General features: G+C 61.9%; 19 protein-coding genes. 8 read left to right on the top strand and 11 right to left on the bottom strand.

The window, feature by feature from the left end; translation table 11 throughout:
• Positions 1–21 precede the first annotated feature (21 nt).
• From ABGT73_RS08970 to ABGT73_RS08960, 3 genes are read right to left on the bottom strand one after another with little or no spacing between them, the layout of a single operon-like run.
• Positions 22–999, bottom strand: a complete 978-nt coding sequence (locus ABGT73_RS08970; RefSeq protein ID WP_346669435.1) for a hypothetical protein — start codon at positions 997–999, stop codon at positions 22–24.
• The gene (locus ABGT73_RS08965) at positions 996–2,279 is read right to left on the bottom strand and encodes an ABC transporter ATP-binding protein (protein ID WP_346669434.1); all 1,284 of its coding nucleotides are present in this window, start codon (positions 2,277–2,279) and stop codon (positions 996–998) included. The genes ABGT73_RS08970 and ABGT73_RS08965 overlap by 4 nt, the downstream gene beginning before the upstream one ends.
• Positions 2,280–2,291: 12 nt before the next feature.
• Complete coding sequence (locus ABGT73_RS08960) at positions 2,292–3,170, bottom strand: ABC transporter permease (protein ID WP_346669433.1); 879 nt, start codon at positions 3,168–3,170, stop codon at positions 2,292–2,294.
• Between the two features lie 155 nt (positions 3,171–3,325).
• On the opposite strand from ABGT73_RS08960, the gene ABGT73_RS08955 reads away from it, so the two are divergent.
• On the top strand, positions 3,326–3,664 hold the full coding sequence (locus ABGT73_RS08955; RefSeq protein ID WP_346669432.1) for a hypothetical protein: 339 nt from the start codon (positions 3,326–3,328) through the stop codon (positions 3,662–3,664).
• A 39-nt stretch (positions 3,665–3,703) separates the two neighbouring features.
• Here the strand turns inward: ABGT73_RS08955 and pnuC are convergent, their stop codons facing one another.
• Positions 3,704–4,393, bottom strand: coding sequence for a nicotinamide riboside transporter PnuC (pnuC, locus tag ABGT73_RS08950; protein WP_346669431.1), 690 nt, complete (start codon positions 4,391–4,393; stop codon positions 3,704–3,706).
• Between the two features lie 205 nt (positions 4,394–4,598).
• Positions 4,599–6,389, bottom strand: a complete 1,791-nt coding sequence (gene thrS, locus ABGT73_RS08945; protein WP_346669430.1) for a threonine--tRNA ligase — start codon at positions 6,387–6,389, stop codon at positions 4,599–4,601.
• A 512-nt stretch (positions 6,390–6,901) separates the two neighbouring features.
• Between thrS and ABGT73_RS08940 the strand changes: the two genes are divergently transcribed.
• The 4 genes from ABGT73_RS08940 to tnpA all read left to right on the top strand — a co-directional run bounded on the left by ABGT73_RS08940 (position 6,902) and on the right by tnpA (position 9,915).
• Positions 6,902–7,756: an ABC transporter substrate-binding protein gene (locus tag ABGT73_RS08940; RefSeq protein ID WP_346669429.1), complete on the top strand. Its 855-nt coding sequence runs from the start codon at positions 6,902–6,904 to the stop codon at positions 7,754–7,756.
• A 76-nt stretch (positions 7,757–7,832) separates the two neighbouring features.
• Positions 7,833–8,600, top strand: coding sequence for an amino acid ABC transporter permease (locus ABGT73_RS08935; RefSeq protein WP_346669428.1), 768 nt, complete (start codon positions 7,833–7,835; stop codon positions 8,598–8,600).
• Positions 8,587–9,303, top strand: coding sequence for an amino acid ABC transporter ATP-binding protein (locus tag ABGT73_RS08930; protein WP_346669427.1), 717 nt, complete (start codon positions 8,587–8,589; stop codon positions 9,301–9,303). The genes ABGT73_RS08935 and ABGT73_RS08930 overlap by 14 nt, the downstream gene beginning before the upstream one ends.
• Positions 9,304–9,480: 177 nt before the next feature.
• A complete protein-coding gene (gene tnpA / locus ABGT73_RS08925; RefSeq protein WP_346669426.1) occupies positions 9,481–9,915 on the top strand; it encodes an IS200/IS605 family transposase in 435 nt (144 codons plus the stop codon).
• A gap of 144 nt (positions 9,916–10,059) precedes the next feature.
• Here the strand turns inward: tnpA and ABGT73_RS08920 are convergent, their stop codons facing one another.
• On the bottom strand, positions 10,060–10,572 hold the full coding sequence (locus ABGT73_RS08920; RefSeq protein ID WP_346669425.1) for a gamma carbonic anhydrase family protein: 513 nt from the start codon (positions 10,570–10,572) through the stop codon (positions 10,060–10,062).
• A gap of 140 nt (positions 10,573–10,712) precedes the next feature.
• On the opposite strand from ABGT73_RS08920, the gene ABGT73_RS08915 reads away from it, so the two are divergent.
• From ABGT73_RS08915 to ptsP, 3 genes are all read left to right on the top strand, one after another.
• Positions 10,713–11,495 (top strand): HAD family hydrolase, encoded by a 783-nt coding sequence (locus tag ABGT73_RS08915; protein ID WP_346669424.1) that lies wholly within the window; start codon positions 10,713–10,715, stop codon positions 11,493–11,495.
• A gap of 391 nt (positions 11,496–11,886) precedes the next feature.
• Positions 11,887–12,144: an HPr family phosphocarrier protein gene (locus ABGT73_RS08910; protein WP_346669423.1), complete on the top strand. Its 258-nt coding sequence runs from the start codon at positions 11,887–11,889 to the stop codon at positions 12,142–12,144.
• Positions 12,145–12,223: 79 nt separating this feature from the next.
• Positions 12,224–13,903, top strand: a complete 1,680-nt coding sequence (ptsP, locus tag ABGT73_RS08905) for a phosphoenolpyruvate--protein phosphotransferase (protein ID WP_346669422.1) — start codon at positions 12,224–12,226, stop codon at positions 13,901–13,903.
• Positions 13,904–14,011: 108 nt separating this feature from the next.
• Here ptsP and ABGT73_RS08900 read toward each other — a convergent pair whose 3' ends face one another.
• The 5 genes from ABGT73_RS08900 to ABGT73_RS08880 form a co-directional block, all read right to left on the bottom strand.
• Positions 14,012–16,066, bottom strand: coding sequence for an AAA family ATPase (locus ABGT73_RS08900; RefSeq protein ID WP_346669421.1), 2,055 nt, complete (start codon positions 16,064–16,066; stop codon positions 14,012–14,014).
• Positions 16,056–17,216, bottom strand: coding sequence for a hypothetical protein (locus tag ABGT73_RS08895; RefSeq protein WP_346669420.1), 1,161 nt, complete (start codon positions 17,214–17,216; stop codon positions 16,056–16,058). Before ABGT73_RS08895 ends, ABGT73_RS08900 begins: the two co-directional genes overlap by 11 nt.
• Positions 17,213–18,601 carry a radical SAM protein gene (locus ABGT73_RS08890; protein WP_346669419.1) on the bottom strand — a complete coding sequence of 463 codons (1,389 nt, stop codon included), beginning with the start codon at positions 18,599–18,601 and terminating at the stop codon, positions 17,213–17,215. Before ABGT73_RS08890 ends, ABGT73_RS08895 begins: the two co-directional genes overlap by 4 nt.
• A 153-nt stretch (positions 18,602–18,754) precedes the next feature.
• Entirely contained in the window at positions 18,755–19,639 is an 885-nt protein-coding gene (locus ABGT73_RS08885) for a YitT family protein (RefSeq protein ID WP_346669418.1), read from the bottom strand.
• A 36-nt stretch (positions 19,640–19,675) separates the two neighbouring features.
• Complete coding sequence (locus ABGT73_RS08880) at positions 19,676–21,289, bottom strand: peptide chain release factor 3 (protein ID WP_346669417.1); 1,614 nt, start codon at positions 21,287–21,289, stop codon at positions 19,676–19,678.
• Positions 21,290–21,337 lie beyond the last annotated feature (48 nt).

Below are 21,337 nucleotides of genomic sequence, written 5' to 3'. Positions count from 1 at the left end.
CCCCTCCTGTACAAGAAAATTTTATTGAGGAATCAGTGCCTGGGCTTCCTCCAGCGTGAGCAGGATTTTTTCCTCGGCAGCCGTGAAGCCCCGCAGCACAAAGCTCTGGACGGTCACGGCCCGCCGGAAGGTGAAGGGCAGGCAGAAGTTGAGCACTTCGCTGGGCATGGTGCGCTCGAGGATCACCGCATCAGGGAAGAGCGCACCGTAGTCGGTGGTGTCCCGGGGGTGGGTCTTGATGAAGAGCGGCCCCACCGCATAGCGGGCGGCCACCGCTTTGAACATGGCGTCCTGCTGTTCCTGGGTCATCAGCCCGTCCGCCACAAAGCTGCGGGGCAAAAGCAGGGTGGCCCCCTCGGCGTGGTCGGGCAGCGGCCGGGTCAGAAAGACGCTGCGCACCATGGCCTTTTCGCCGTCGGTCAGCGACCGGAGCAGCGCGCCCTTGCTGTCGCTGACCAGTTTGTCGGGGCCGAACAGCGTGCAGCGGCTGGCGTCCTCGCTCTCCACCCGCTTGCACCAGGGGCTGTCCCCCCAGTAGAGATACCCTTTGCCGGATTGCTGCTTTTTCGCAAAGTCGGGAGCGGCCCGCTGGTCGGTGACCAGATGCTGGTCGGGGCCCAGGGTGCTGCCGAAGGTATCCTCGCAGAGAATGTACCCGGCATGGCAGTCCTGCAGATACCGCCCCAGCACGCTCCAGTCGTTGTGGATATAGACGTTTTCGTACCGGGCACGGTCCAGCTTCCAGCCGCACAGCGATTCAAAGGCCCGGCGGGCCCGCAGGGAGGCCAGCGGCCCCGTCACGGTGCCGGGCCAGCGGGGCTCGTCCACCAGCACGGTCTGCACCACGCCGGTTTTGTCCAGCCGGGCGGACAGCGCCTTGGCATCGGCCACGGCGGCGGAGAGCACCATGGTGTGGGGGCCGCCCGGGGCCCGGCCTGCCCGCAGCAGGTCCACCAGCACCTGGTAGGCCGTGTGGCAGATATACAGATTGGGTTTCATGCCTGCGCCTCCAGCAGCTTGACGGGCGGGAAGTGGATGCGGCCCCAGCCGGCAGCCCATTCGGGCATGGTCAGATCGCTGTTGGTGACCTCAAAGGCAAATTCCGTCACCGGCTTGTCCAGGCAGACGGCCTGGCGCAGCGCCCCGTCAAAGATATCCAGATAGAAGTAGTACTGGCCCTCACCCAGAAGGCTGGGGTCGAATTCAAACACGGTGGTGTAGAGCCTGCCGGGCTGGGCGGGACCCAGGTCCACGGGATGGGTGATGCCCACCGGTGTGGAGTCCCGGGCATGGAGGTTCATCTTCATGTGGATGCCCGCGAAGGGCTCCGCCACCCGCCAGGTGATCTTCACCCGCATCTTCTCGGTGTCCGCAAAGACGCTGGATTCCTTGTCCATAAAGTCCAGCGTTTCCAGCCGGAACCGCTTGCCGGCGCTGCCGGTCATCCGGGCCACGTTGGCCAGGTCATAGTGCACCACATTCACATCGGTGGTGTCCATATAGATGGCGATGGCCTGTTCCACGTCGCCGTCAAAGATCACCTTGCCCTTGTCCAGCACGATGCAGCGGCTGCACAGCTGGCGGATGGTGCTCATGTTGTGGCTGACGTAGAGGACGGTGCGGCCGTCCTGGTTGGCCACGTCGCTCATCTTCCCGAGACATTTCTGCTGGAACTTCATGTCGCCCACGGCCAGGACCTCGTCCATGACCATGATCTCGCTGTCCAGATGGGCGGCCACCGCGAAGGCCAGCTTGACGAACATGCCGCTGGAATACCGCTTGACGGGGGTGTCGATGAAGTCCCCGCACTCGGAAAATTCGATGATCTGGGGGAGTTTGGCGTCGATCTCCGCCCGGGTCATGCCCAGGATGGCGCCGTTCATATAGATGTTCTCCCGGCCGGTCATCTCGTTGTTGAAGCCGGTGCCCACCTCCAGCATGGAGGCCACCCGGCCCCGGATGCGGATCTCGCCCTCGGTGGGGGCGGTGATGCGGGAGAGCAGTTTCAAAAGGGTGGATTTGCCGGCGCCGTTGCGGCCGATGATGCCCAGGGCTTCCCCCTGGTAGACCGTCAGGTCCACGCCGTTCAGCGCCATGAAGGTCTGGCCGAACAGCCGCTGGTCGGTGCCGATGACGGTGTTGGGGTCCTCCTTGCCACGGACCCGGGCCCACCAGCTCTGAAGGTCGTGGGTCAGGGTACCGCCGCCGATCTGGCCCAGCTTGTATTGCTTTTTCAGTCCCGTGACCTGGATGACGGGGCGTTTTTCCTTTGCAGACATGGCAGCCCCTCCTTACACGGTATCCATAAAGGTTTTTTCAATGCGGCTGAACAGCACCACGCCCAGCACCAGCGCCACCAGGGTGAACACCACGCTGTAAAGGATGGCGCCCGCCGACACGCTGCCGGTACCCAGGGTGGCCGCCCGGAACACTTCGATGGGGGCGGTCATGGGGTTGAGCTCCACCAGAACTTTCAGGCGGGGGCTCTCATCCAGCATGGAGAGGGGATAGACCACCGGAGAGGCGTACATCCACAGCTGGACGCCGAAGCCCACGGCGATGGCCAGGTCCCGGTATTTGGTGGTCAGGGAGGAGACGATGATGCCCACGCCCAGACCCAGCAGCATGACCTGGAGCATGACCAGCGGAATGGCGATAGTCCAGAGGGTGAAATGCACCTCGGCGCCGGTGGCGAAGAAGTAGAGCCAGAACACCAGATACATGGCCGCCTGGATCAGGAAGTTGATGAGGCTGGTGAGCACCTGGCTCACCGGCATGGTCAGCCGGGGAAAGTAGACCTTGCCGAACACCTGGGAGTTGGTCACGAAGGTGTTGGCGGTGTTGTTGACGCAGTTGGCGAAGAAGGTCCAGACGGTGTTGCCGGCCATGTAGAACAGAAAGCCCGGCACGCCGTCGGTGGGCATGCCAGCCATGTTGCCGAACACCACGTTGAAGATCAGCGTGGTGATGAGGGGGTTGAGCAGAATCCAGGCGGGACCCAGGATGGTCTGCTTGTAGAGCACCGTGAAGTTCCGCTTAACGAACATGACGGTCAGGTCGCGGTACTGCCACAGTTCCTTCAGGTTGATGTCAAACCAGCCGCTGCGGGGCCGGATGATGGTCGTCCAGCCGTCGTCGGCCGGGCGGGAAGTTTGGATGTTTTCAGCCATAGGGCACCTTTTCCTTTTAGAATAGCATACCAATAGATACTACATTTTACCACAATACCCTAAAAAATACAACACAGCGACCCGCCGTTGCGCCGGGGCGGCGTGTATGGTATACTCAGGGCAAAGCAAGCCACCCGCCGCAAGGAGGTACAGCCATGAGTGTCCCTTCCATTTGGGTCCTCAGCATATTCTGGACCGGGTATGGAATTCTCGGCATTCTGGGCATTCAGAACATCCCGGAACGATACAGATACAAGAGCTGGACGCCGGACTATATGCGGGCGAACGGCATCGGCATGGTGATTTTTGGCATCAGCTGGTTCATTCTGGGGATCGTGCTCAAGGTGCATCCGCTGCCGCTGCTCCCGGGGTTCGGGCTGGCGGTGCTCTTCTCGCTGCCGGCTTTTGTGTATGCGCTCATCGCCGACCGAAAAACCAGGGAAGAACGCCGCCGGGCGGACAAGGAATGGCGCGAAAAAAAGAAGACAAAGTAAAAGCAAACCCCGGCGGGGATTTTCCCCGCCGGGGTTTGGTTATGCGGCGGCCGCCTGACGCTGACGCATCCGGGACCAGTTGATGAAACCGTAGATATCGTTGGCAAAGAACATCACGAAGCAGACCACCACCGACAGATAGGCGGGGTCTTCGAGCGCAGCCAGCCCCCACAGCAGGATGAGCACCAGGTCGTTGGCGGCGTAGGCCGCCGCGAAGGCGGGGCTGCGCCGGGCGGTGAGGTAGACGGCCAGGAAACTGGTAGTCACCGAGAGGGTGCTGGGCAGCAGGTTGGCGGTGCCGAAGGCCCGGAGAATGAAGTAGAACACCACCGTGACCGCCAGGCTGAGCGCCACGGCAAAGACGCCTTCCCGGCGGGAGATGCTGCCCACCTTCACCTCGGCCCGGCCGGCGCCGAAGGGGTGGCGCAGCCAGCAGATGAGGGCATAGAGGGACATGGGGGCGGTCATGCCCAGGTAGGTGATCATCTCGCCGTAGTAGGCGCAGGTAAAGGAGATATACCCGTACAAAAGGCAGAAGGCGATGCCCAGCACCTGGCCCAGCGGGTTGCCCTTGGCGTTGAAGATCAGGGAGGTGACGCCGATGAGGGAGGCAGTCAGCGAGAGATAGTCGCTCTGCTGGAACAGCAGGAAGGTGCCCACGATCATCAGCACCGACACGCCCCACAGCGTCCATTCGGCTTTGGTGAAATATTTGAGCTTGGCAGACATACGATCCTCCAAAAAAACGCATCCGCCGGTACATCTTCAAAGACCTACGATGTACCCAACGAATGCGTTGTGCATTACTCTACCCGGTGGTAGTTTGTTTTGTATTTGATTGCGGCAATATGATACCATACCGCCGGCGGCAAGTCAAGCCTTACCAAAAAGAGGAAGCGCCCGAAGACGCTTCCTCCTGCGGTTATGGGAAAAATCAGACGTTGAACACCTTATTGGCGATCTCGTCCTTGACCTGGGCGGTGAAAGCATCCAGGTCCATGGCCGTGGTCTCGCCCTTGCGGTTGCGCACGCTCAGGTTGCCGGCCTCGGCCTCCTTGGCGCCCAGCACCAGCATATAGGGGGCGCGGTCCTCCTGCTGGGCCAGACGGATCTTGTAGCCGATCTTCTCGTTGGACTCATCCAGCACGGCGCGGATGCCGGCGGCCTTCAGCTTGTCGGTCACCTCGCGGGCGTAGTCCATCGTCTTCTCGCTGACGGGCAGCACCTTGACCTGCACGGGGGCCAGCCAGGTGGGGAAGCGGCCCTTGGTCTCCTCGATGAGGTAGGCCATGAACCGGTCCAGAGAGCCCAGAATGGCGCGGTGCAGCACCACGGGGGTCTTCTCGGTGCCGTCCTTGTCCACATAGGTCAGGTGGAACTTGGCGGGCAGGCAGAAGTCCAGCTGGCAGGTGGACAGGGTGTACTCGGCGCCCACGGCGGGCTTGACGTTGACATCCAGCTTGGGGCCGTAGAAGGCGGCCTCGCCGATCTCCTCGGTGAACTGGATGCCCAGCTCGGTCAGCACCTCGCGCAGGGCCTGCTCGGCATGGTTCCACATGGCGTCGTCGTCATGGTACTTCTTCTTGTCGGCGGGGTCGCGCAGGCTCAGCACGCAGCGGTAGTCGGTGATGTGGAAGTCCTTGTACACATCAAAGATCAGATCGCAGACGGCGGCCACTTCGCTCTTGATCTGCTCGGGGGTCACGAACAGGTGGGCGTCGTTCTGGCAGAAGTGACGGCCGCGCTCGATGCCCTTCAGGGTGCCGCTGGACTCATAGCGGAAGTCGTGGGCGATCTCGCCGATGCGGATGGGCAGCTGACGGTAGCTGTGGGGCTGGTTGGCGTAGATCATCATGTGGTGCGGGCAGTTCATGGGACGCAGCACATAGCTCTCGCCCTCCATCTCCATGGCGGGGAACATGTTCTCACGGTAGTGATCCCAGTGACCGGAGGTGCGGTAGAGGTTCACCGTGCCGATGCAGGGAGTCATGACATGCAGATAGCCGCGCTCGCGCTCCTTCTGCTTGATATAATCCTCCAGCTGCTGCCACACGATGTAGCCGTTGGGCAGGAACATGGGCAGACCGCGGCCCACCAGGTCGTCGGTCATGAAGAGCCGCATCTCCTTGCCGATCTTGCGGTGATCCCGCTCGCGGGCTTCCTGCTGCTGCTTCTCCCACTCTTCCAGCTCTTCCTGGTTGTGGAAGGCCACGCCGTTGATGCGGGTCAGCATCTTGTTTTCCTTGTCGTTCTTCCAGTAGGCACCGCTCTGCTGGGTGATCTTGAAAGCCTTCAGCGCCTTGGTGTAGGTCAGGTGCGGTCCGATGCACATGTCCACGTACTCGCCCTGCTGGAAGAAGCTGAACTCGGTCTCGTCGGCCAGATCGGCGATGTGCTCGATCTTGTAGTGCTCCTGGCGCTCCTGCATCAGCTTGATGGCCTCGTCACGGGGCAGGATGAAGGGCTTGATGGGCAGGTTCTCCTTGCAGATCTTGCGCATCTCCTTCTCGATGTTGGCCAGATCCTCGTCGGAGAGCTTGGTGTCACCCAGGTCCACGTCGTAGTAGAAGCCGTTCTCGGTGGCCGGGCCGAAGGCGAAGTCCGCCTCGGGGTACAGGCGCTTGATGGCCTGGGCCATGATGTGCGCGGCGGTGTGGCGCAGGACGTGCAGTTCCTGGTCCTGCGGGCATTCGCCCACGGTGCCGTCTTTGTAGATGATTTTCATGGTAAGCTGCCTCCCAAATAAAAAATGCTCCATCCCGGACTTTCCCAAGGGATGAAGCATTGCAATACTCCACGGTTCCACCCAACTTGCGCTTTGCCTTATATAAGGAAAAGCACCACTCGCGGCGGCTGTAACGGGCCGTACCCGGCGGGAGTTCGCTCCCGCACTCGGCGGTGGTAAGGGTGTGGTCTGCGCCTGGGCCGCTTGCACCACGCGGAAAATCCCGCGGCGGCCTTCTCTGGAAACGCTCTGCCGCACCCCGTTTGTCCGCCTCACAGCTTTCAACAGGATGAAGTTACCTACTTTATAGCACAACCCGGCAGGGAAGTCAAGTGAAAATAAATTCCCGCTGTTTTGCACAAAAATGGGCCCGGGGCGTCCGGCCCTGCCCGCAAAACGCCAAAATTTGATTTTATGCGTTGACTTTACATATTTATGCAATTATACTGGGTCACATAGCCGGGTGAGGGTCCGGCTGCTTATGAAATCATCAAGATAAGAAGGTATAACACATGAAAAAACTGACTGCTCTGCTGCTGGGCACCGCCATGGTGCTGAGCCTGGCCGCCTGCGGCGGTTCCGCTTCTTCCAGCGAAGCCGCTTCTTCCGAGGCTGCCTCCTCCTCTGAGGCTGCTTCCTCCGAGGCCACCTCTTCCGAGGCTTCCGCCGAGACTGCTTCTGCCGAACTGACCACCGTCACCCCCGGCACGCTGACCATGTCCACCAACGCGGCCTTCCCCCCGTACGAGATGACCGCCGATGACGGCAGCTTTGAGGGCATCGACATCGAGGTGGCCCAGGCCATCGCCGACAAGCTGGGCCTGACCCTGCAGGTGGACGACATGGACTTTGACGCCGCCCTGCTGGCTGTGCAGAACGGCAAGAGCGATATGGTCATGGCCGGCGTCACCGTCACCGAGGAGCGCCAGAAGGTCATGGACTTCACCGATTCCTACGCCACCGGCATCCAGTCCATCATCGTGCCGGAGGATTCCGACATTGCCTCCATCGATGATCTGGAAGGCAAGACCATCGGCACCCAGCGTGGCACCACCGGTTACCTGTACTGCGTGGACGACTTCGGCGATGACGCTGTGGTCGCTTACGACAACGGTCTGACCGCCGTCCAGGCCCTGAACAACGGCCAGGTGGACTGCGTGGTCATCGATAACGCTCCTGCTCAGGAGTTCGTGGCTGCCAACCAGGGTCTGAAGATCCTGGACACCCCCTACACCGAGGAAAACTACGCCATTGGTGTGGCCAAGGGCAACACTGCCATGCTGGATGCCATCAACGGCGCTCTGGAAGAGCTGAAGGCCGACGGCACCCTGCAGAGCATCGTCGACAAGTACATCACCGCCGAATAAGCGGTTTTCCCACAGGCGAAGGCACGCCGTATCCCGGCGCGCCTTCTCTTTGTTCTAAGGAAAGGTTGTGTAGCGGATGGAAGCACAGTTCGAGGCACTTTCGGAACTGGCAAAGAGCGGGGAGACCCTGACCTTCGGGCAGGATTTCTTTGTGAAATTTTACCAGGCATTTCTGTACAATGACCGCTGGCTGCAGTACGTGGAAGGCGTGGGCACCACCCTGGTGGTCACCGCCATGGCGCTGGTGCTGGGCGTGGTACTGGGGTCTGTGGTGGCGCTGGTCCGTGTGGCCCATGACCAGCAGCGGCCCCACCACCGCAACCCGGTGCTGGGCGTGGTCAATGTGATCTGCCAGATCTATGCCACCGTCATCCGCGGCACCCCCATGATGGTGCAGCTGCTCATCATGAGCATGGTGATTTTTGCCAGCAGCCGCAACTTCACCATGGTGGGTGCGCTGGCGCTGGGCATCAACTCGGGCGCCTATGTGTCGGAGATCATCCGCGGCGGCCTGATGGCGGTGGACCCCGGCCAGATGGAAGCGGGCCGCAGCCTGGGCCTCAATTACATCACCACCATGGTGCTCATCATCATTCCCCAGGCCATCCGGTCCATCCTGCCGTCCCTGGGCAATGAGTTCATCATCCTGCTGAAGGATACCTCCCTCATCACGGTCATCGGCGGCAAGGAGCTGCTCTACGCAGCCCAGGGCATCATGAACCGTACCTACGAGGCCATGTTCCCGCTGCTGGGCGTGGCGGCCATCTACCTGGTGCTGGTGCTGCTCTTCAGCGCCCTGCTGGGAAAACTGGAAAGGAGACTGGCGCAAAGTGATCGACGTTAAAAATCTGCAAAAGCATTTCGGTGGCCTGCAGGTGCTGCGCGGCGTCAACCTGACCATCAACAAAGGGGATTGCGTGGTGCTGGTGGGACCTTCCGGCTGCGGCAAGTCCACCTTCCTGCGCTGCCTCAACCGGCTGGAGGAGCCCGACGGCGGGCAGGTCATCTTCAACGGCAAGGAAGTGACCGACAAGGACATCGACCATGTGCGCCAGAAGATGGGCATGGTGTTCCAGCACTTCAATCTGTTCCCTCACCTGACGGTGAAGAAGAACATCACCTTGGCGCCGGTGCGGCTGGGTCTGATGAAGCCGGCCGAAGCCGACCAAAAGGCGATGGAACTGCTGAAGCGCATCGGCCTGGCCGAGAAGGCAAACGCCTACCCCAACATGCTGTCGGGCGGCCAGAAACAGCGCATCGCCATTGTGCGGGCACTGGCCATGAACCCCGACGTGCTGCTCTTCGATGAGCCCACCTCCGCCCTGGATCCCGAGATGGTGGGCGAGGTGCTGGAACTGATGAAGGAGCTGGCCCGGGGCGGCATGACGATGATCTGCGTCACCCACGAGATGGGCTTTGCCCGGGAGGTGGCCAACCGCATCATCTTCATCGATGAGGGCGTGGTCAAGGTGGACAAACCGCCCAAGGAATTCTTTGAAAACCCCGAGAACGAGCGCCTCAAGGCGTTCCTTTCCAAGGTACTGTAAACAGCAAAGCGGCCCCGCCTCAAGCGGGACCGCTTTTGTTGTGTCTCGAAAACCACTCGCTAGGCGAGTGGTTCCAAAAAAGACTTATGTCGATCATGGTGAAATAAAAACTCCCTTTGCTATAATAGGAGTGCGGTCTGCCAACTGCACAAACAAGCAAAGGGAGGTCATTCAAAAATGAACGACGTAAACAGTTTATCGCATACAAGCTGGAATTGCAAATACCACATAGTCTTTGCGCCGAAATATCGGCGCAAAGTGTTCTACGGCCAGAAGCGCAGAGAAATCGGAGAGATTTTAAGAACACTGTGCAACTGGAAGAAGGTAAAAATCGTGGAAGCAGAAGTATGCCCGGACCATATCCACATGCTGGTCGAGATACCGCCGAAATATTCGGTTTCGAGCTTCATGGGGTATCTGAAGGGGAAAAGCAGCCTGATGCTGTACGAGAAATTCCCAGAACTGAAATTCAAGTATCGCAATAGGGAGTTCTGGTGCAGGGGATACTATGTGGATACAGCAGGAAAAAACGATAAAAAGATAGCAGAATACATCCGGCGCCAGTTAGAAGAAGACCAGGCAGGCGAACAGCTGACAATGGGAAACTTCTAAACAGCTCGTTTACGGGCGGCAAGTAGCAATCCTTCGCGGCTGGCAGGCCGTACCAACGCGACGTGACGCGTGCGCTAGTATTCCAGGGTTTCACCCGTCTGTGCAAAACCCCCGGCTCCGCCGGGGGATATTTATTATGGCAGATTATCGGGCGGCGGCGTGGCGTTGGCCCAGCTGCCGGTATTCCTCCTCGTTGGCGGCAATGGCGGCGGCCTGTTCGGGGCTGACTTGCCGGACCACCCGGCCCGGCACCCCCATCACCAGACTGCCGGCGGGCACCTGCATCCGCTCGGGAATGAGCGCCCCGGCGGCGATGAGGCAGCCCGGACCGATGACGGCGCCGTTGAGCACGGTGGCGTTCATGCCGATCATGCAGCCGTCGCCGATCATGCAGCCGTGGACCACCGCGGCGTGACCGATGGAGACGCCCCGTCCCAGCACCACATCCAGGCCGGGGCCGGTGTGCAGCACGGCGTTGTCCTGCACGTTGCTGCCGGCGCCCACCACGATGCGGCCGGTGTCGGCCCGCAGCACGGCGCCATACCAGACGCTGGAACCTTCCTCCAGCCGCACATCGCCGGCCAGCGTGGCGTTGTCCGCCACAAAGACGGCGCCCCCGTCCACAGGGGCCTTGCCGTCGATCGCATGAAATGCCATTCCGATCACCTCAGTTTCTCTATGATTTTCTATCATACACCAACCGGCTGCAAATTGCAAAACCCGGTCGGGATGTGGTACAATAAATTTCGTGCGGCGGCTGCCGCAAAGATTGCATAAGAGGCAGGGAAGAGAATACAATGTCCATCAAAATGATTTGCAGCGACCTGGACGGCACACTGCTGCCCTACGGCCGCAAAACGCTGCTGCCGGAGGTCTTTCCGCTGATCGGGAAGCTGGCTGACCGGGGCATCCTGTTCTGCCCGGCGTCCGGCCGGCAGTATACCAGCGAGAAGATGCTGTTTGCCCCGGTGGCGGACCGCTGTGCTTTCCTGTGCGAGAACGGGGCGGTGCTCTACAAGGACGACCAGTGCATCGGCAAGACGCCCATGCCCCGGGCCATGGCCGAGGAGATCGCCCGGGATATGTGGGAGCGCAGCGACGGCCAGGGCGAGGTGATGCTCTCGGGGCAGAACTGCGCCTACCTGATGGAGCGCGGCCTGGGCATGCTGGATCGCATCCGGTTCATCGGCAACCGGTACGAGATCATCCGGGATCCCGCCGACGTGCCGGAGGATATCGTCAAGGTTTCTGTCTACCTGCACGAGGGCGTGGAGAAGTACGCCGACCGCTTCGTGCCCCGCTGGAAGGAAGCCAACTGTGCCGTGGCGGGCCCCTACTGGATCGACACCACCCTGGCCAACAAGGGCACCGGCGTGCGGCAGCTCTGTGAGGTGCTGGGGGTGGATCCGTCGGAGGTGCTGGCCTTCGGAGACAACTACAACGACACCGCCATGCTGGACCTGGTGGGGATGCCCTACATCATGGACAGCGCCGCCGAACCGCTGCGGCAGCGGTATGCCCGGCACACGCCGCAGCCCGAGGATGTGATGGCAGTCCTGGCGGAGGGCGGCAGCCTGTAAGCGATTCCCGCCGCACATCCGCCCGGCGGCAAAAGTGCCGCCGACCTGACATAACCCGACAGTGGCTCCCGCGCTGCGGGGCCTGTGCCCATTGACGGTACGGCCCTTGCGGCGGGGAGTCTTTTTGGTTTTGCCGGACAAGGCTGACGGGGAGAAAAACGACTCAACTTTTTGTAAAACTTTTTCAAAAAGAGAGCATTGTCCAAAAAAGACCGTCTATATGGACGTGCGATGCGTTCCCGGCGGAAATAATTAACCAAAATATACAAAAAAGACATACAATTTCGGGCTGTTTTCCGTTGACGATGCCCGCCGGGTATGTTATTATAATAACGACTAAATTATATGTCTCGTGCGTTTGTCAGACGCGCGACTATGGGAGGAAAAATCAATGAAAGAGTTCACCTATACGATCAAGGAGCCTGTGGGCATCCATGCCCGTCCGGCCGGCCTGCTGGTCAAGGAAGTCAAGGGTTACCAGAGCACGGTGACCATCTTCAAGGGTGAGAAATCCGTCAATGCCGTCAAGCTGATGGCGCTCATGGGCATGGGCATCAAATGTGGCGATACCGTGAAGGTGCAGGTGGAAGGCGAGGACGAGGAAACCGCCGCTCCTGCGCTGGAAAAATTTTTCAACGAACATCTGTAAGGGAAAAGATCCCGAGGGCCGCGGCCGCTGTACTGGTATGGCGGTGCGGCCTTTCCTGGTATTATAAGGAGGTTCCCACATGATTACCATCCAGGGCAAGGGTGTTTCCGCCGGTGTCGGCATTGGCCCGCTGTATTTTTATCGCCGCGCCACCACTGAGATCAAGCGCTACACGGTGGAGGACACCGAGGCAGAGTGGCATCGGTTCAAGGGGGCGCAGACCGGCGCCATCGAGCAGCTGGGCAAGCTGGCCGAGCAGGCCCGCGCCGAGGCCGGCGACGAGGCGGCCATGCTGTTCGAGACCCACCAGATGATGGCCGAAGATCTGGACTACGAGGAAGCCATCGAAAACCTCATCAACGAAGAAAAACTCAATGCAGAGGCCGCGGTTTCCGACGTGGCCGAGCAGTTTGCCACCATGTTCGCTTCGATGGACGACGCCTATATGCAGGCCCGTGCGGCCGACGTGAAGGATGTCAGCCAGCGCATTCTGAGCATTCTGTGCGGCGTGGTGCAGGGCGGTATTGCGTCGGAGGTGCCGGTGCTGCTGGCCGCCGACGACCTGGCCCCCTCCGAGACCATCCAGCTGGACAAGACCAAGATTCTGGGCTTTGTCACGGCGGGCGGTTCCGGTTCCAGCCATACCGCCATTCTGGCCCGCACCATGGGCATTCCGGCCATCGTCGGTCTGGGAAATGCCCTCAAGCCGGAGTACGAGGGCCGTCAGGCCATCGCGGACGGCAGCACCGGTGCGCTGGTCATCGACCCCGACGACGACACCCGGGAACGCCTGATGAAGAAGCGGGAGGAACTGCTTCGTCTGCAGCGTCTGCTGGAAACCCTCAAGGGCCAGGCCAACGTGACCAAGGACGGCAAGAGCATCCGCATCTACTGCAACATCGGCTCCCCCGAGGATGTCCACGCCGTGCAGGTGAACGACGGCGGCGGCATCGGTTTGTTCCGCAGCGAGTTCCTCTATCTGGACAGCAAGGACTATCCCACCGAGGAGGAGCAGTTTGAGGCCTACAAGACCGTCCTGTCCGACATGGACGGCAAGGAGGTCATCATCCGCACGCTGGATATCGGCGCCGACAAGCAGATCGGTTACTTCGACCTGCCCAAGGAGGACAACCCCGCCATGGGCATGCGTGCGCTGCGCATCTGCCTGACCCGGCCGGAGGTCTTCCGCACCCAGCTGCGGGCGCTTTTCCGTGCCTCCGCCTTCGGCAAGCTGGGCATCATGTTCCCCATGGTCACCAGCGTCTGGGAAGTGCGGGAAGCCAAGCGCATCTGCGAGGAGGTCAAGCGTGACCTGAAGCAGGAAGGCATTCCCTACAGCGAGAACGTCCAGATCGGCATCATGATCGAGACGCCCGCCGCGGCCATCTGCAGCGACCGTCTGGCCAAGGAAGTGGACTTCTTCAGCATCGGCACCAACGACCTGACCCAGTATACGCTGGCCTGCGACCGTCAGAACAATGACCTGGGCCGCTTCTACGATCCTCACCATCTGTCGGTGCTGCGGCTGATCCAGCTGGTCACCGAGAATGCCCACAAGAACGGCATCTGGGTGGGCATCTGCGGCGAGCTGGGCGCCGACCTGACCCTCACCGAGACCTTCCTGGCCATCGGTGTGGACGAGCTGTCCGTTACGCCGCGCTCGGTGCTGCCGCTGCGCAATGCCGTCCGCATGACCGACACCCGCGAAACCGCGCCCCGTATCCTGGCAGATCTGGCCGAGGATTACACCGCGCGCTGAATTCTATAAAGTATCACAGGGCGGGGGCCGAAAGGCCCTCGCCCTGTTTTGCTGCCCCGACAAAAAAGCGCTGTCTTGCGAAAAGACAGCGCTTTTTGTATGGGCAAATCATGCATCCAGTTCAAAGTCCCCGGGCAGCAGCAGCTCCAGGCTGGCCGCGGGGTCGGCGATGAGCCGCCGGGACTGGTTGAGGATGGCTTTCTCCAGTGCGTTGCGGGCCATCCGGCCGTTGCCGTTGGTGGCGGCATCCTCCGCCTGTTTGCGGGTGAACCAGGCGGTCAGTGGTTCCCGGCAAGCCTCGTCCAGCGTGTAGCCCTTTCCCTTCGCCAGGGAGAGCAAAATGCGGTAGAGCTCCTCGCCGGTATAGTCGGGAAACTCGATCTGGTTGGGGAAACGGCTGGCCAGCCCCGAATTGGCGCCCAGGAACAGCTCCATCTCCTTGGTGTAGCCGGCCAGGATCACCACCAGCTCGTCCCGGTGGTCCTCAATGCCCTTGACCAGCGTGTCGATGGCTTCCAGACCGAAGCTGTCCTCACCGCCGCGGTAAAGACTGTAGGCCTCGTCGATGAAGAGCACCCCGCCCAGGGCGCTCTGGATCACGCTGTTGGTCAGCGGTGCCGTGTGGCCCACATAGCGGCCCACCAGGTCGGCCCGGGTGACCTCCACCAGCTGGCCGCCGCGCAGCGCGCCGATGGCCTTGAGGTACTTGGCCAGGATGCGGGCAATGGTGGTCTTGCCGGTGCCGGGATTGCCGGTGAAGATCATGTGCATGTTCACATCGGCCACCGGCAGCCCCTGGGCCTTGCGGCGCTGCTGGGCCTGCACGTTTTTGGCAATGTCCCGCACAAAATTCTTCACTTCGTCCAGCCCGATGATGGCGGACAGTTCCGCCTCCACAGCATCCACGTCGCCGCGGTACTGCCGGGGCAGCAGCGCCAGCAGGTCCATGGGGGCGCCGTCCGCCACCTGCAGGAAGAGCCGATGGTCCTGCACGGTCAGTGCGGCAGGGGTACCGTCGGCGGGCACAGTGTCAAGGTCCAGCACATACTCGGCGATGGCGCGGTAGATGGTGCCGCAGAAATCCTGCATGGCCTGCATGCCCTGGGCCTTGCCGTACTGCCCGGCCAGCAGGTCCCGCACCTCGGCGCCCATGGTCAGGGCCAGGCCGCACTGACGGCGCACCCGCTGGGCCAGCTCGTTGAGACCCCGGGCTGCCACCGCTGCCAGCGCCTCCGGGGTGAAGGGCTGGGTGCGGCAGATATCCCCGGCGATGGCGTCCACAAAGCGGGCGCCGAAGGCTTCCGCCAGGGCATCCTCGCCCCGGGCGGAGAAAAACACAAAGTATTTACCGCCAGCCTGCAGCTCCCCGATGGCGCCGGGGGCCAGGGCGGTGCCCACGTCCACCAGGATGCCCCGCTGCAGCACGTACCGGCTGGAGAGCGCCAGCGTGCCGTGCATGGCCAGGGTGGCCACCATGTTCCGGTAGCTGGCGGCACAGCCCTCGTAGTGGTCAAAGGCCAGCACCTCGGCGTCGGACTGCAGGGCGGCATAAAGGTCCTGGAGAAAGAGTTTTTCCTGGGCAGGGCCGGGGTAGAGGGACAGATCCATCGTCTCCACCGACGGGCTGCGCAGGATGCCACGGGCGGCCAGCTCTTCCACCACGCAGGAAAGCGTGTAGTGGCGGCCGGTGCCGTCGGGCCCGCTGAGCAGCATCAGGTTCTTGGCATGGCCGGCATCGGCGGCGGTGCCCAGCACGAAGGGGCGGCGGAAGGCCTTCACCACGGCGGAAACAAAGGCGTCCTGTCCCAGCACGCGGGTCTTGACCTTGTCCGCCACGCCGGAAAAATCCGCGCGGCCGCCGCCCGAAGGCCGGGGAACAGGGGCAGCCACCGTGCCGCCCAGCAGCCCGTCCTGCCGCAGGGACCGGGTCAGCTCGCTGCTCACCCGGCGCACATGCTCGGCGGTCTGCCGGCCGGCTTTCTGCACGGCATCCGCCGCATCGGCCGCTTTCTGCCGTCTGGGGAAATCTGCCAGGGCATCCAGCTCGTCCTGCATCTGCTGCACGGCGTCGCTGGCCTTGGCAGTCTGCTCCGGGGTGGCGGCGTATTTGCGGCCGCCCATCAGTCCCTGGACCCAGGCATCGTATTGATCTTCAAGACTCATCGTCGTTCTCGCTTTCCGAACGGGGCAGCTTCACGGTATAAAAGTCCTTCACACTGCATCCGGCACGGCCGCCGCCGGCACAGGCACAGGCGCAGGCACAACTGGAAGCGCAGGCACAGGCGCAGCTGAAGTGGTGGTCGCTGCCGCCGCTGTCCCGGCGGCCCACACCACCGCCGCGGCTGGACCCGCCGCCCGGCTGGAAGTTCTTGGGCGGATCGGTGCGGGTATACCCCGGCGGAGGCGGCGCCGTGCGGGCACGGCGGATGATGTGCACGCCGTTGGTGTACCAGAACCAGTCGTCGGGATACAGTCCGCTGCCGAACCCGCCGCCCCAGGCGGGGGAGCGGGAGGCAATGGCAAAGAAAACGAACCCGAAGACGGCCAGCACGATGAGCACCGTCATGACGCCGGACGCCACATCGCCCAGATCGCCGGCGGTGCCGCCGTAGTCCTCAGCGGTCATGGCGGCGTCAGCCGCGTAGCCTTCGGAGTAGGTGATGGGCACCGTCACATGGACCTTGGCGGCCTGGCCGTGGGTCAGGGGGCCGAAGTCCCAGGTGAGATACTCCCCGTCAACACCGGTATTATCGGCAATAAAACCGTCGCCATTCTTCCAGCGGATCTGCATGTTGCCCACGCTCAGGTCGTCGAACCAGCCGGGGGTGAAGGTGAAGTTGGCGGTGCCGTCGTCGTTGCGGGTGAACAGATGGCTCTGATGCACCGAGAAGGCGAACCGCACGTTGCTCTCACCGCCGTTCCGGGCGGCCACCTCGGGGGAATAGTACCGGTGGGCGAAGACGACCTTGGCATAGCTGCCGCCGTCGTCGGAATACTGCAGGTCGGCGATGGTATCGGTGAGGGGGGTCAGGTCCTCGGCGTGGGAATTGGCCAGCCCGATCTTGACCCAGGTCAGATACTGGGTGGCATCCCCGTCGATGACCTGCCAGTCGATGTCGTAGGTGATGTCGGCGGAACCGTCCTGGCGCAGGTCCACCGTGACCACATAGCTGCGGATGTAGTCCATGTCGCCCTCTTCGGCGTAGGGGGCCAGGTCCTTGTCGGCGGCAAAGGCCGGCAGTGCCGTCAGGACGCACAGACACAGGGCTGCTGCCCAGAGTACCGCGCGGCGTACAAAAGCAGTGGATTTCATCGGCAGCCCTCCTGCAGGGGTGTATCCCCCAGTTGGCAGCGGCGCTCCATGGCGGCGCTGGTGTTGCGGATGGCACTGCATGCGGCACTGTGCCAGATGCGGTGCCAGGGCATGCGCAGCAGGTTCCCCAGCCCCGGGCCGGACAGCCAGCTCTGGCAGGGCAGTACGGTGCCGTCGGGGCCCACCGCCATGTTGGACAGGCAGGCACCGCAGCTGGGAATCTGGGTGAAGCCCAGGTCGCGCAGCGTCTCCTCGGACAGCCAGCCGGGGCTGGTGAAGTTGATCTCCATGGCGTTGGCCGCGGCATATTCCATGGCTGGGCGCAACACCGCCACCAGTTCATCGGGGTTCAGCCGCTCGGCACGGCTGGCTTCGGTCTCGGCGTTGCCGGCGGGAATCAGCCCGCTGCAGGTCAGGTACCGCACCCCCAGCTCGTGGGCCAGCTGTACCGTGGACAGATAATCCCGGTTCAGGCTGCACAACGGCGTGTTCAGGCTGACGCTCAGCCCCGCCGCCAGGGCGTTCTTGATGCCGCCCAGCGTGTCGGTGTAGCCGTCCACTCCCACCAGGGTGTTGTGGATTTCGGGGGCGGCGGAATAGAAGGTGATCTGCACGGCGTCCAGGCTGGCGTTTTTCAGGTCCTTGCACATGGCGCTGGTCAGCATCCGGCCGTTGGTGTTCAGCCGGGTCACAAACCACTGGGCTGCCTGCACCAGTTTGACCAGATCGTTGCGCAAAGTGGGTTCCCCACCGGTGAAGGTCAGCTGGGGAATGCCCGCGCTGCGGCATTTTTCAATGACGGCCAGCCACTGGTCGGTGTCCAGTTCCGGCGCGGCGCCCAGGGGCTGGTTGGCGGCATAGCAGTGCAGACATTTCTGGTTGCAGTGCCAGGCACCGTCCTTCATCATGGAGCTGATCATCAGGTCCATGCGGTGGGGGGCGTTCATCCGCGCGGCATAGTCCCCCAGATGGAGCGGCTGGATGTGCAGCGGCGGGGTCTGGCCCCGGGCCACCGCACACAGGCAGTCCAGCATCAGCTGCAGGTCGGATGCGATCTGCAGTTCGGGGGTGCGGCGGTACACCTTGTGGGTGGCGGCCACTGCCTGGGCCGTGATGGCCGACCAGTCGGCGGGGGCCAGTTCCTTGCCGCTGTGGGGATGCAGGGCATCCATCAGCGCGGTGAGCAGGATGGCCCAGCTGACGTTCAGCGGCAGGATATCCTGCCCGTTGAGGATGGCCACAAAGGGGGTCTCCCGGTCGGGGTGGCGGCAGGGGATCAGATGGATGCGAACGACGCCGGGACCGTCGGGGTCCAGCGTCACGTGGCGCACACGGGAAAGATGCCCGTGCAGAAAGGCGCGTTCCGCATAGGTCAGATATTTCATCGGGGATGGTTCCTCCGCAAAGTTACAGAATGGTTAAATTGCTAAAAGTATACCATATTGAGGGGATAATTACAACTGCGGCGGGGTGGGGAAAGGGACAGGATACCACAAAAAAATGCCTGCCGCAAAACGGCAGGCGAATGGCGAAATCATTCAGATGGAGCGGAAGCCCTTGCCCACGATCTCGCTGCTGTTGACGATGGTGATGAAGGCGTGGGGATCGTTGCGGCGCACGAAGCGGCGCAGGTGCTGGGCCTGGCCGCGGGTGAGCACCGTCATGAGCACCCATTTTTCCTCGTGGGTGTAGGCGCCCTCGGCGCGCTCCTCGGTGGCGGAGCGGTTGAGTTCCTTGACGATGAAATCCCGGACCGGGCCGGGGTTGGTGGTGACCACCGTGCAGACCTTGCGCAGGTTGATGCTCTCGATGGCGCTGTCCACCACGGTGGTTTTGAGCACCATGCCCAGAATGCAGTACAGCCCGGTGGTGGGGCCGTAGAGATAGGCGCCCACCAGCACGATGGCCAGGTCGCTGATGAGCAGGGCGCGGCCGATCTCCAGGCTGGTGTACTTGTGCAGGATCATGGCCACGATGTCGGTGCCGCCGGTGGAGGCGCCGATGTTGAAGACGATGGCGCTGCCCACGGCGGGCAGGATGACGGCGTAGCACAGTTCCAGGAATACGTCGTGGGTGAGGGGCGCCGTCAGCGGCCAGATCCGCTCACACAGGCTGACGAAAAAGGAGAGGGCAAAGGAGGAGTAGATGGTCCACCCCATGGATTTTACCCCCAGGAAGGCGAAGCCCAGCAGGACCAGGATGGCGTTGACGATCCACATGAAGAAGCCCACGTTCCACTGGGGAAAGAGGGTGGACAGGATGATGGAGAGGCCCGAGGTGCCGCCGAAAGCGAAATGGTTGGGCGTCTTGAAGAGGGCGATGCCCATGGCGGTGGCGATGAGGCCCAGGTTGAGCAGGACGAAGAATTTGGCATCCTCCACCATCATTTTTTTGGTGAGGTGTTTTTGCAGAATTTGCAGCATAGATGATTGCTTCCTTGATAAAATGGCGCAATGCCGTCAGAATGTCAGGTTGCCGAACTCGGACAGTTTCAGCGTCTCGTTGTGCTGTTCGGCCCAGTTGATGCTCCAGGAGCTGCCGAAGAGCAGCAGATGGTTGCCCTTCAGGTCCTCGATGGGGCGGGTGTCGCTGGTCAGGTCCAGGTGTTTGGGGTCCAGCTCGTCGGGATCGTTGGTGATCCAGCGCAGGTACTCATAGGGCAGCTGCTGCATGCGGATCTCTACGTTGTATTCGTTTTTCAGGCGGTATTCCAGCACTTCCAGCTGCAGTACGCCCACCACGCCCACGATGACCTCCTCCATGCCGGAGCCCAGGTCGCGGAAGATCTGGATGGCGCCCTCCTGGGCAATCTGTTCCATGCCCTTCACGAACTGTTTGCGCTTCATGGTGTCCACCTGGGTCACCCGGGCGAAATGTTCGGGGGCGAAGGTGGGGATGCCCGCAAACTGCACATGGGGCTTGCCGGTGCACAGCGTATCGCCGATGGAGAAGATGCCCGGGTCAAACAGGCCGATGATATCGCCGGCGTAGGCCTCGCTGACGATGGCGCGGTCGTCGGCCATCAGGCTGGTGCCGGTGGCCAGTTTGATATTCTTGCCCTCCTGCACATGGTAGGCTTCCATACCGCGCTCAAACTTGCCGGAGCAGATGCGCAGGAACGCGATGCGGTCCCGGTGGTTCTTGTTCATGTTGGCCTGGATCTTGAAGATGAAGCCCGAGAAGTTGTCGCTGCAGGGGTCCACCACCTCGCCGGAAATGGCATCCTTGCGGGGCAGCGGGGTGGGGGTCAGGCGGAGGAACTCCTTCAGGAAGGGCTCCACGCCAAAGTTGGTCAGCGCCGACCCGAAGAATACCGGCGACAGCGTACCGTTGTGCACGGCCTCCAGGTCGAATTCCTCGGCGGCACCGTCCAGCAGCTCGATGTCCTCGGCCAGTTTCTGGTGGTTGTCGGCACCGATAAGCTCGTCCAGTTTGGCGTCACCCAGCTCGGCCTCAATCTCCTCCACCATCTTGACGCCGTTGGCGCGGCCGTCGCTCTCAAAGGCCAGCACCCGGCGGCTGTCCCGGTCAAACACGCCCTTGAAGCCCTTGCCGCAGCCGATGGGCCAGTTCATGGGGTAGGTCTTGATGCCGAGGATCTCCTCGATGTTCTCCATCAGTTCAAAGGGGTCCCGGGCTTCCCGGTCCATCTTGTTGATGAAGGTGAAGATGGGAATGTGACGCAGCGTGCAGACCTTGAACAGCTTGATGGTCTGGGCCTCCACGCCCTTGGCCGCGTCGATGACCATGACGGCGGAATCCGCCGCCATCAGGGTGCGGTAGGTGTCCTCGCTGAAGTCCTGGTGGCCGGGGGTGTCCAGAATGTTGATGCACTTGCCCTGGTAGTTGAACTGCAGCACCGACGAGGTGACCGAAATGCCGCGCTGTTTTTCGATGTCCATCCAGTCGGACACCGCGTGTTTGGCACTCTGTTTGCCTTTGACCGAACCGGCCGTCTGGATGGCGCCCCCGTACAGCAGCAGCTTTTCGGTCAGGGTGGTTTTACCGGCGTCGGGGTGCGAGATGATCGCAAAGGTCCGCCGGCTCTCGATTTGTTCGCGCAATGATGGCATGAAAACTGACTCCTTATTTCGTTACATACATGTGACGGATGTTCCATA

The sequence above is a fragment of the uncultured Subdoligranulum sp. genome (assembly GCF_963931595.1).
GTDB lineage: Bacteria > Bacillota > Clostridia > Oscillospirales > Ruminococcaceae > Gemmiger.
The sequence above is the reverse complement of the archived record's forward strand: the minus strand, read 5'-3'. Positions and strand labels throughout refer to the sequence as shown.

Coding starts and splice junctions, on each gene's coding strand:
- ABGT73_RS08955 (WP_346669432.1), top strand. CDS start 3,326: ATGAGTGTCCCTTCCATTTGGGTCCTCAGCATATTCTGGACCGGGTAT.
- thrS (WP_346669430.1), bottom strand. CDS start 6,389: ATGAAAATCATCTACAAAGACGGCACCGTGGGCGAATGCCCGCAGGAC.
- ABGT73_RS08970 (WP_346669435.1), bottom strand. CDS start 999: ATGAAACCCAATCTGTATATCTGCCACACGGCCTACCAGGTGCTGGTG.
- ABGT73_RS08920 (WP_346669425.1), bottom strand. CDS start 10,572: ATGGCATTTCATGCGATCGACGGCAAGGCCCCTGTGGACGGGGGCGCC.
- ABGT73_RS08940 (WP_346669429.1), top strand. CDS start 6,902: ATGAAAAAACTGACTGCTCTGCTGCTGGGCACCGCCATGGTGCTGAGC.
- ABGT73_RS08960 (WP_346669433.1), bottom strand. CDS start 3,170: ATGGCTGAAAACATCCAAACTTCCCGCCCGGCCGACGACGGCTGGACG.
- tnpA (WP_346669426.1), top strand. CDS start 9,481: ATGAACGACGTAAACAGTTTATCGCATACAAGCTGGAATTGCAAATAC.
- ABGT73_RS08910 (WP_346669423.1), top strand. CDS start 11,887: ATGAAAGAGTTCACCTATACGATCAAGGAGCCTGTGGGCATCCATGCC.
- ABGT73_RS08895 (WP_346669420.1), bottom strand. CDS start 17,216: ATGAAATCCACTGCTTTTGTACGCCGCGCGGTACTCTGGGCAGCAGCC.
- ABGT73_RS08880 (WP_346669417.1), bottom strand. CDS start 21,289: ATGCCATCATTGCGCGAACAAATCGAGAGCCGGCGGACCTTTGCGATC.
- ptsP (WP_346669422.1), top strand. CDS start 12,224: ATGATTACCATCCAGGGCAAGGGTGTTTCCGCCGGTGTCGGCATTGGC.
- ABGT73_RS08900 (WP_346669421.1), bottom strand. CDS start 16,066: ATGAGTCTTGAAGATCAATACGATGCCTGGGTCCAGGGACTGATGGGC.
- ABGT73_RS08965 (WP_346669434.1), bottom strand. CDS start 2,279: ATGTCTGCAAAGGAAAAACGCCCCGTCATCCAGGTCACGGGACTGAAA.
- ABGT73_RS08935 (WP_346669428.1), top strand. CDS start 7,833: ATGGAAGCACAGTTCGAGGCACTTTCGGAACTGGCAAAGAGCGGGGAG.
- ABGT73_RS08885 (WP_346669418.1), bottom strand. CDS start 19,639: ATGCTGCAAATTCTGCAAAAACACCTCACCAAAAAAATGATGGTGGAG.
- ABGT73_RS08890 (WP_346669419.1), bottom strand. CDS start 18,601: ATGAAATATCTGACCTATGCGGAACGCGCCTTTCTGCACGGGCATCTT.
- ABGT73_RS08915 (WP_346669424.1), top strand. CDS start 10,713: ATGTCCATCAAAATGATTTGCAGCGACCTGGACGGCACACTGCTGCCC.
- pnuC (WP_346669431.1), bottom strand. CDS start 4,393: ATGTCTGCCAAGCTCAAATATTTCACCAAAGCCGAATGGACGCTGTGG.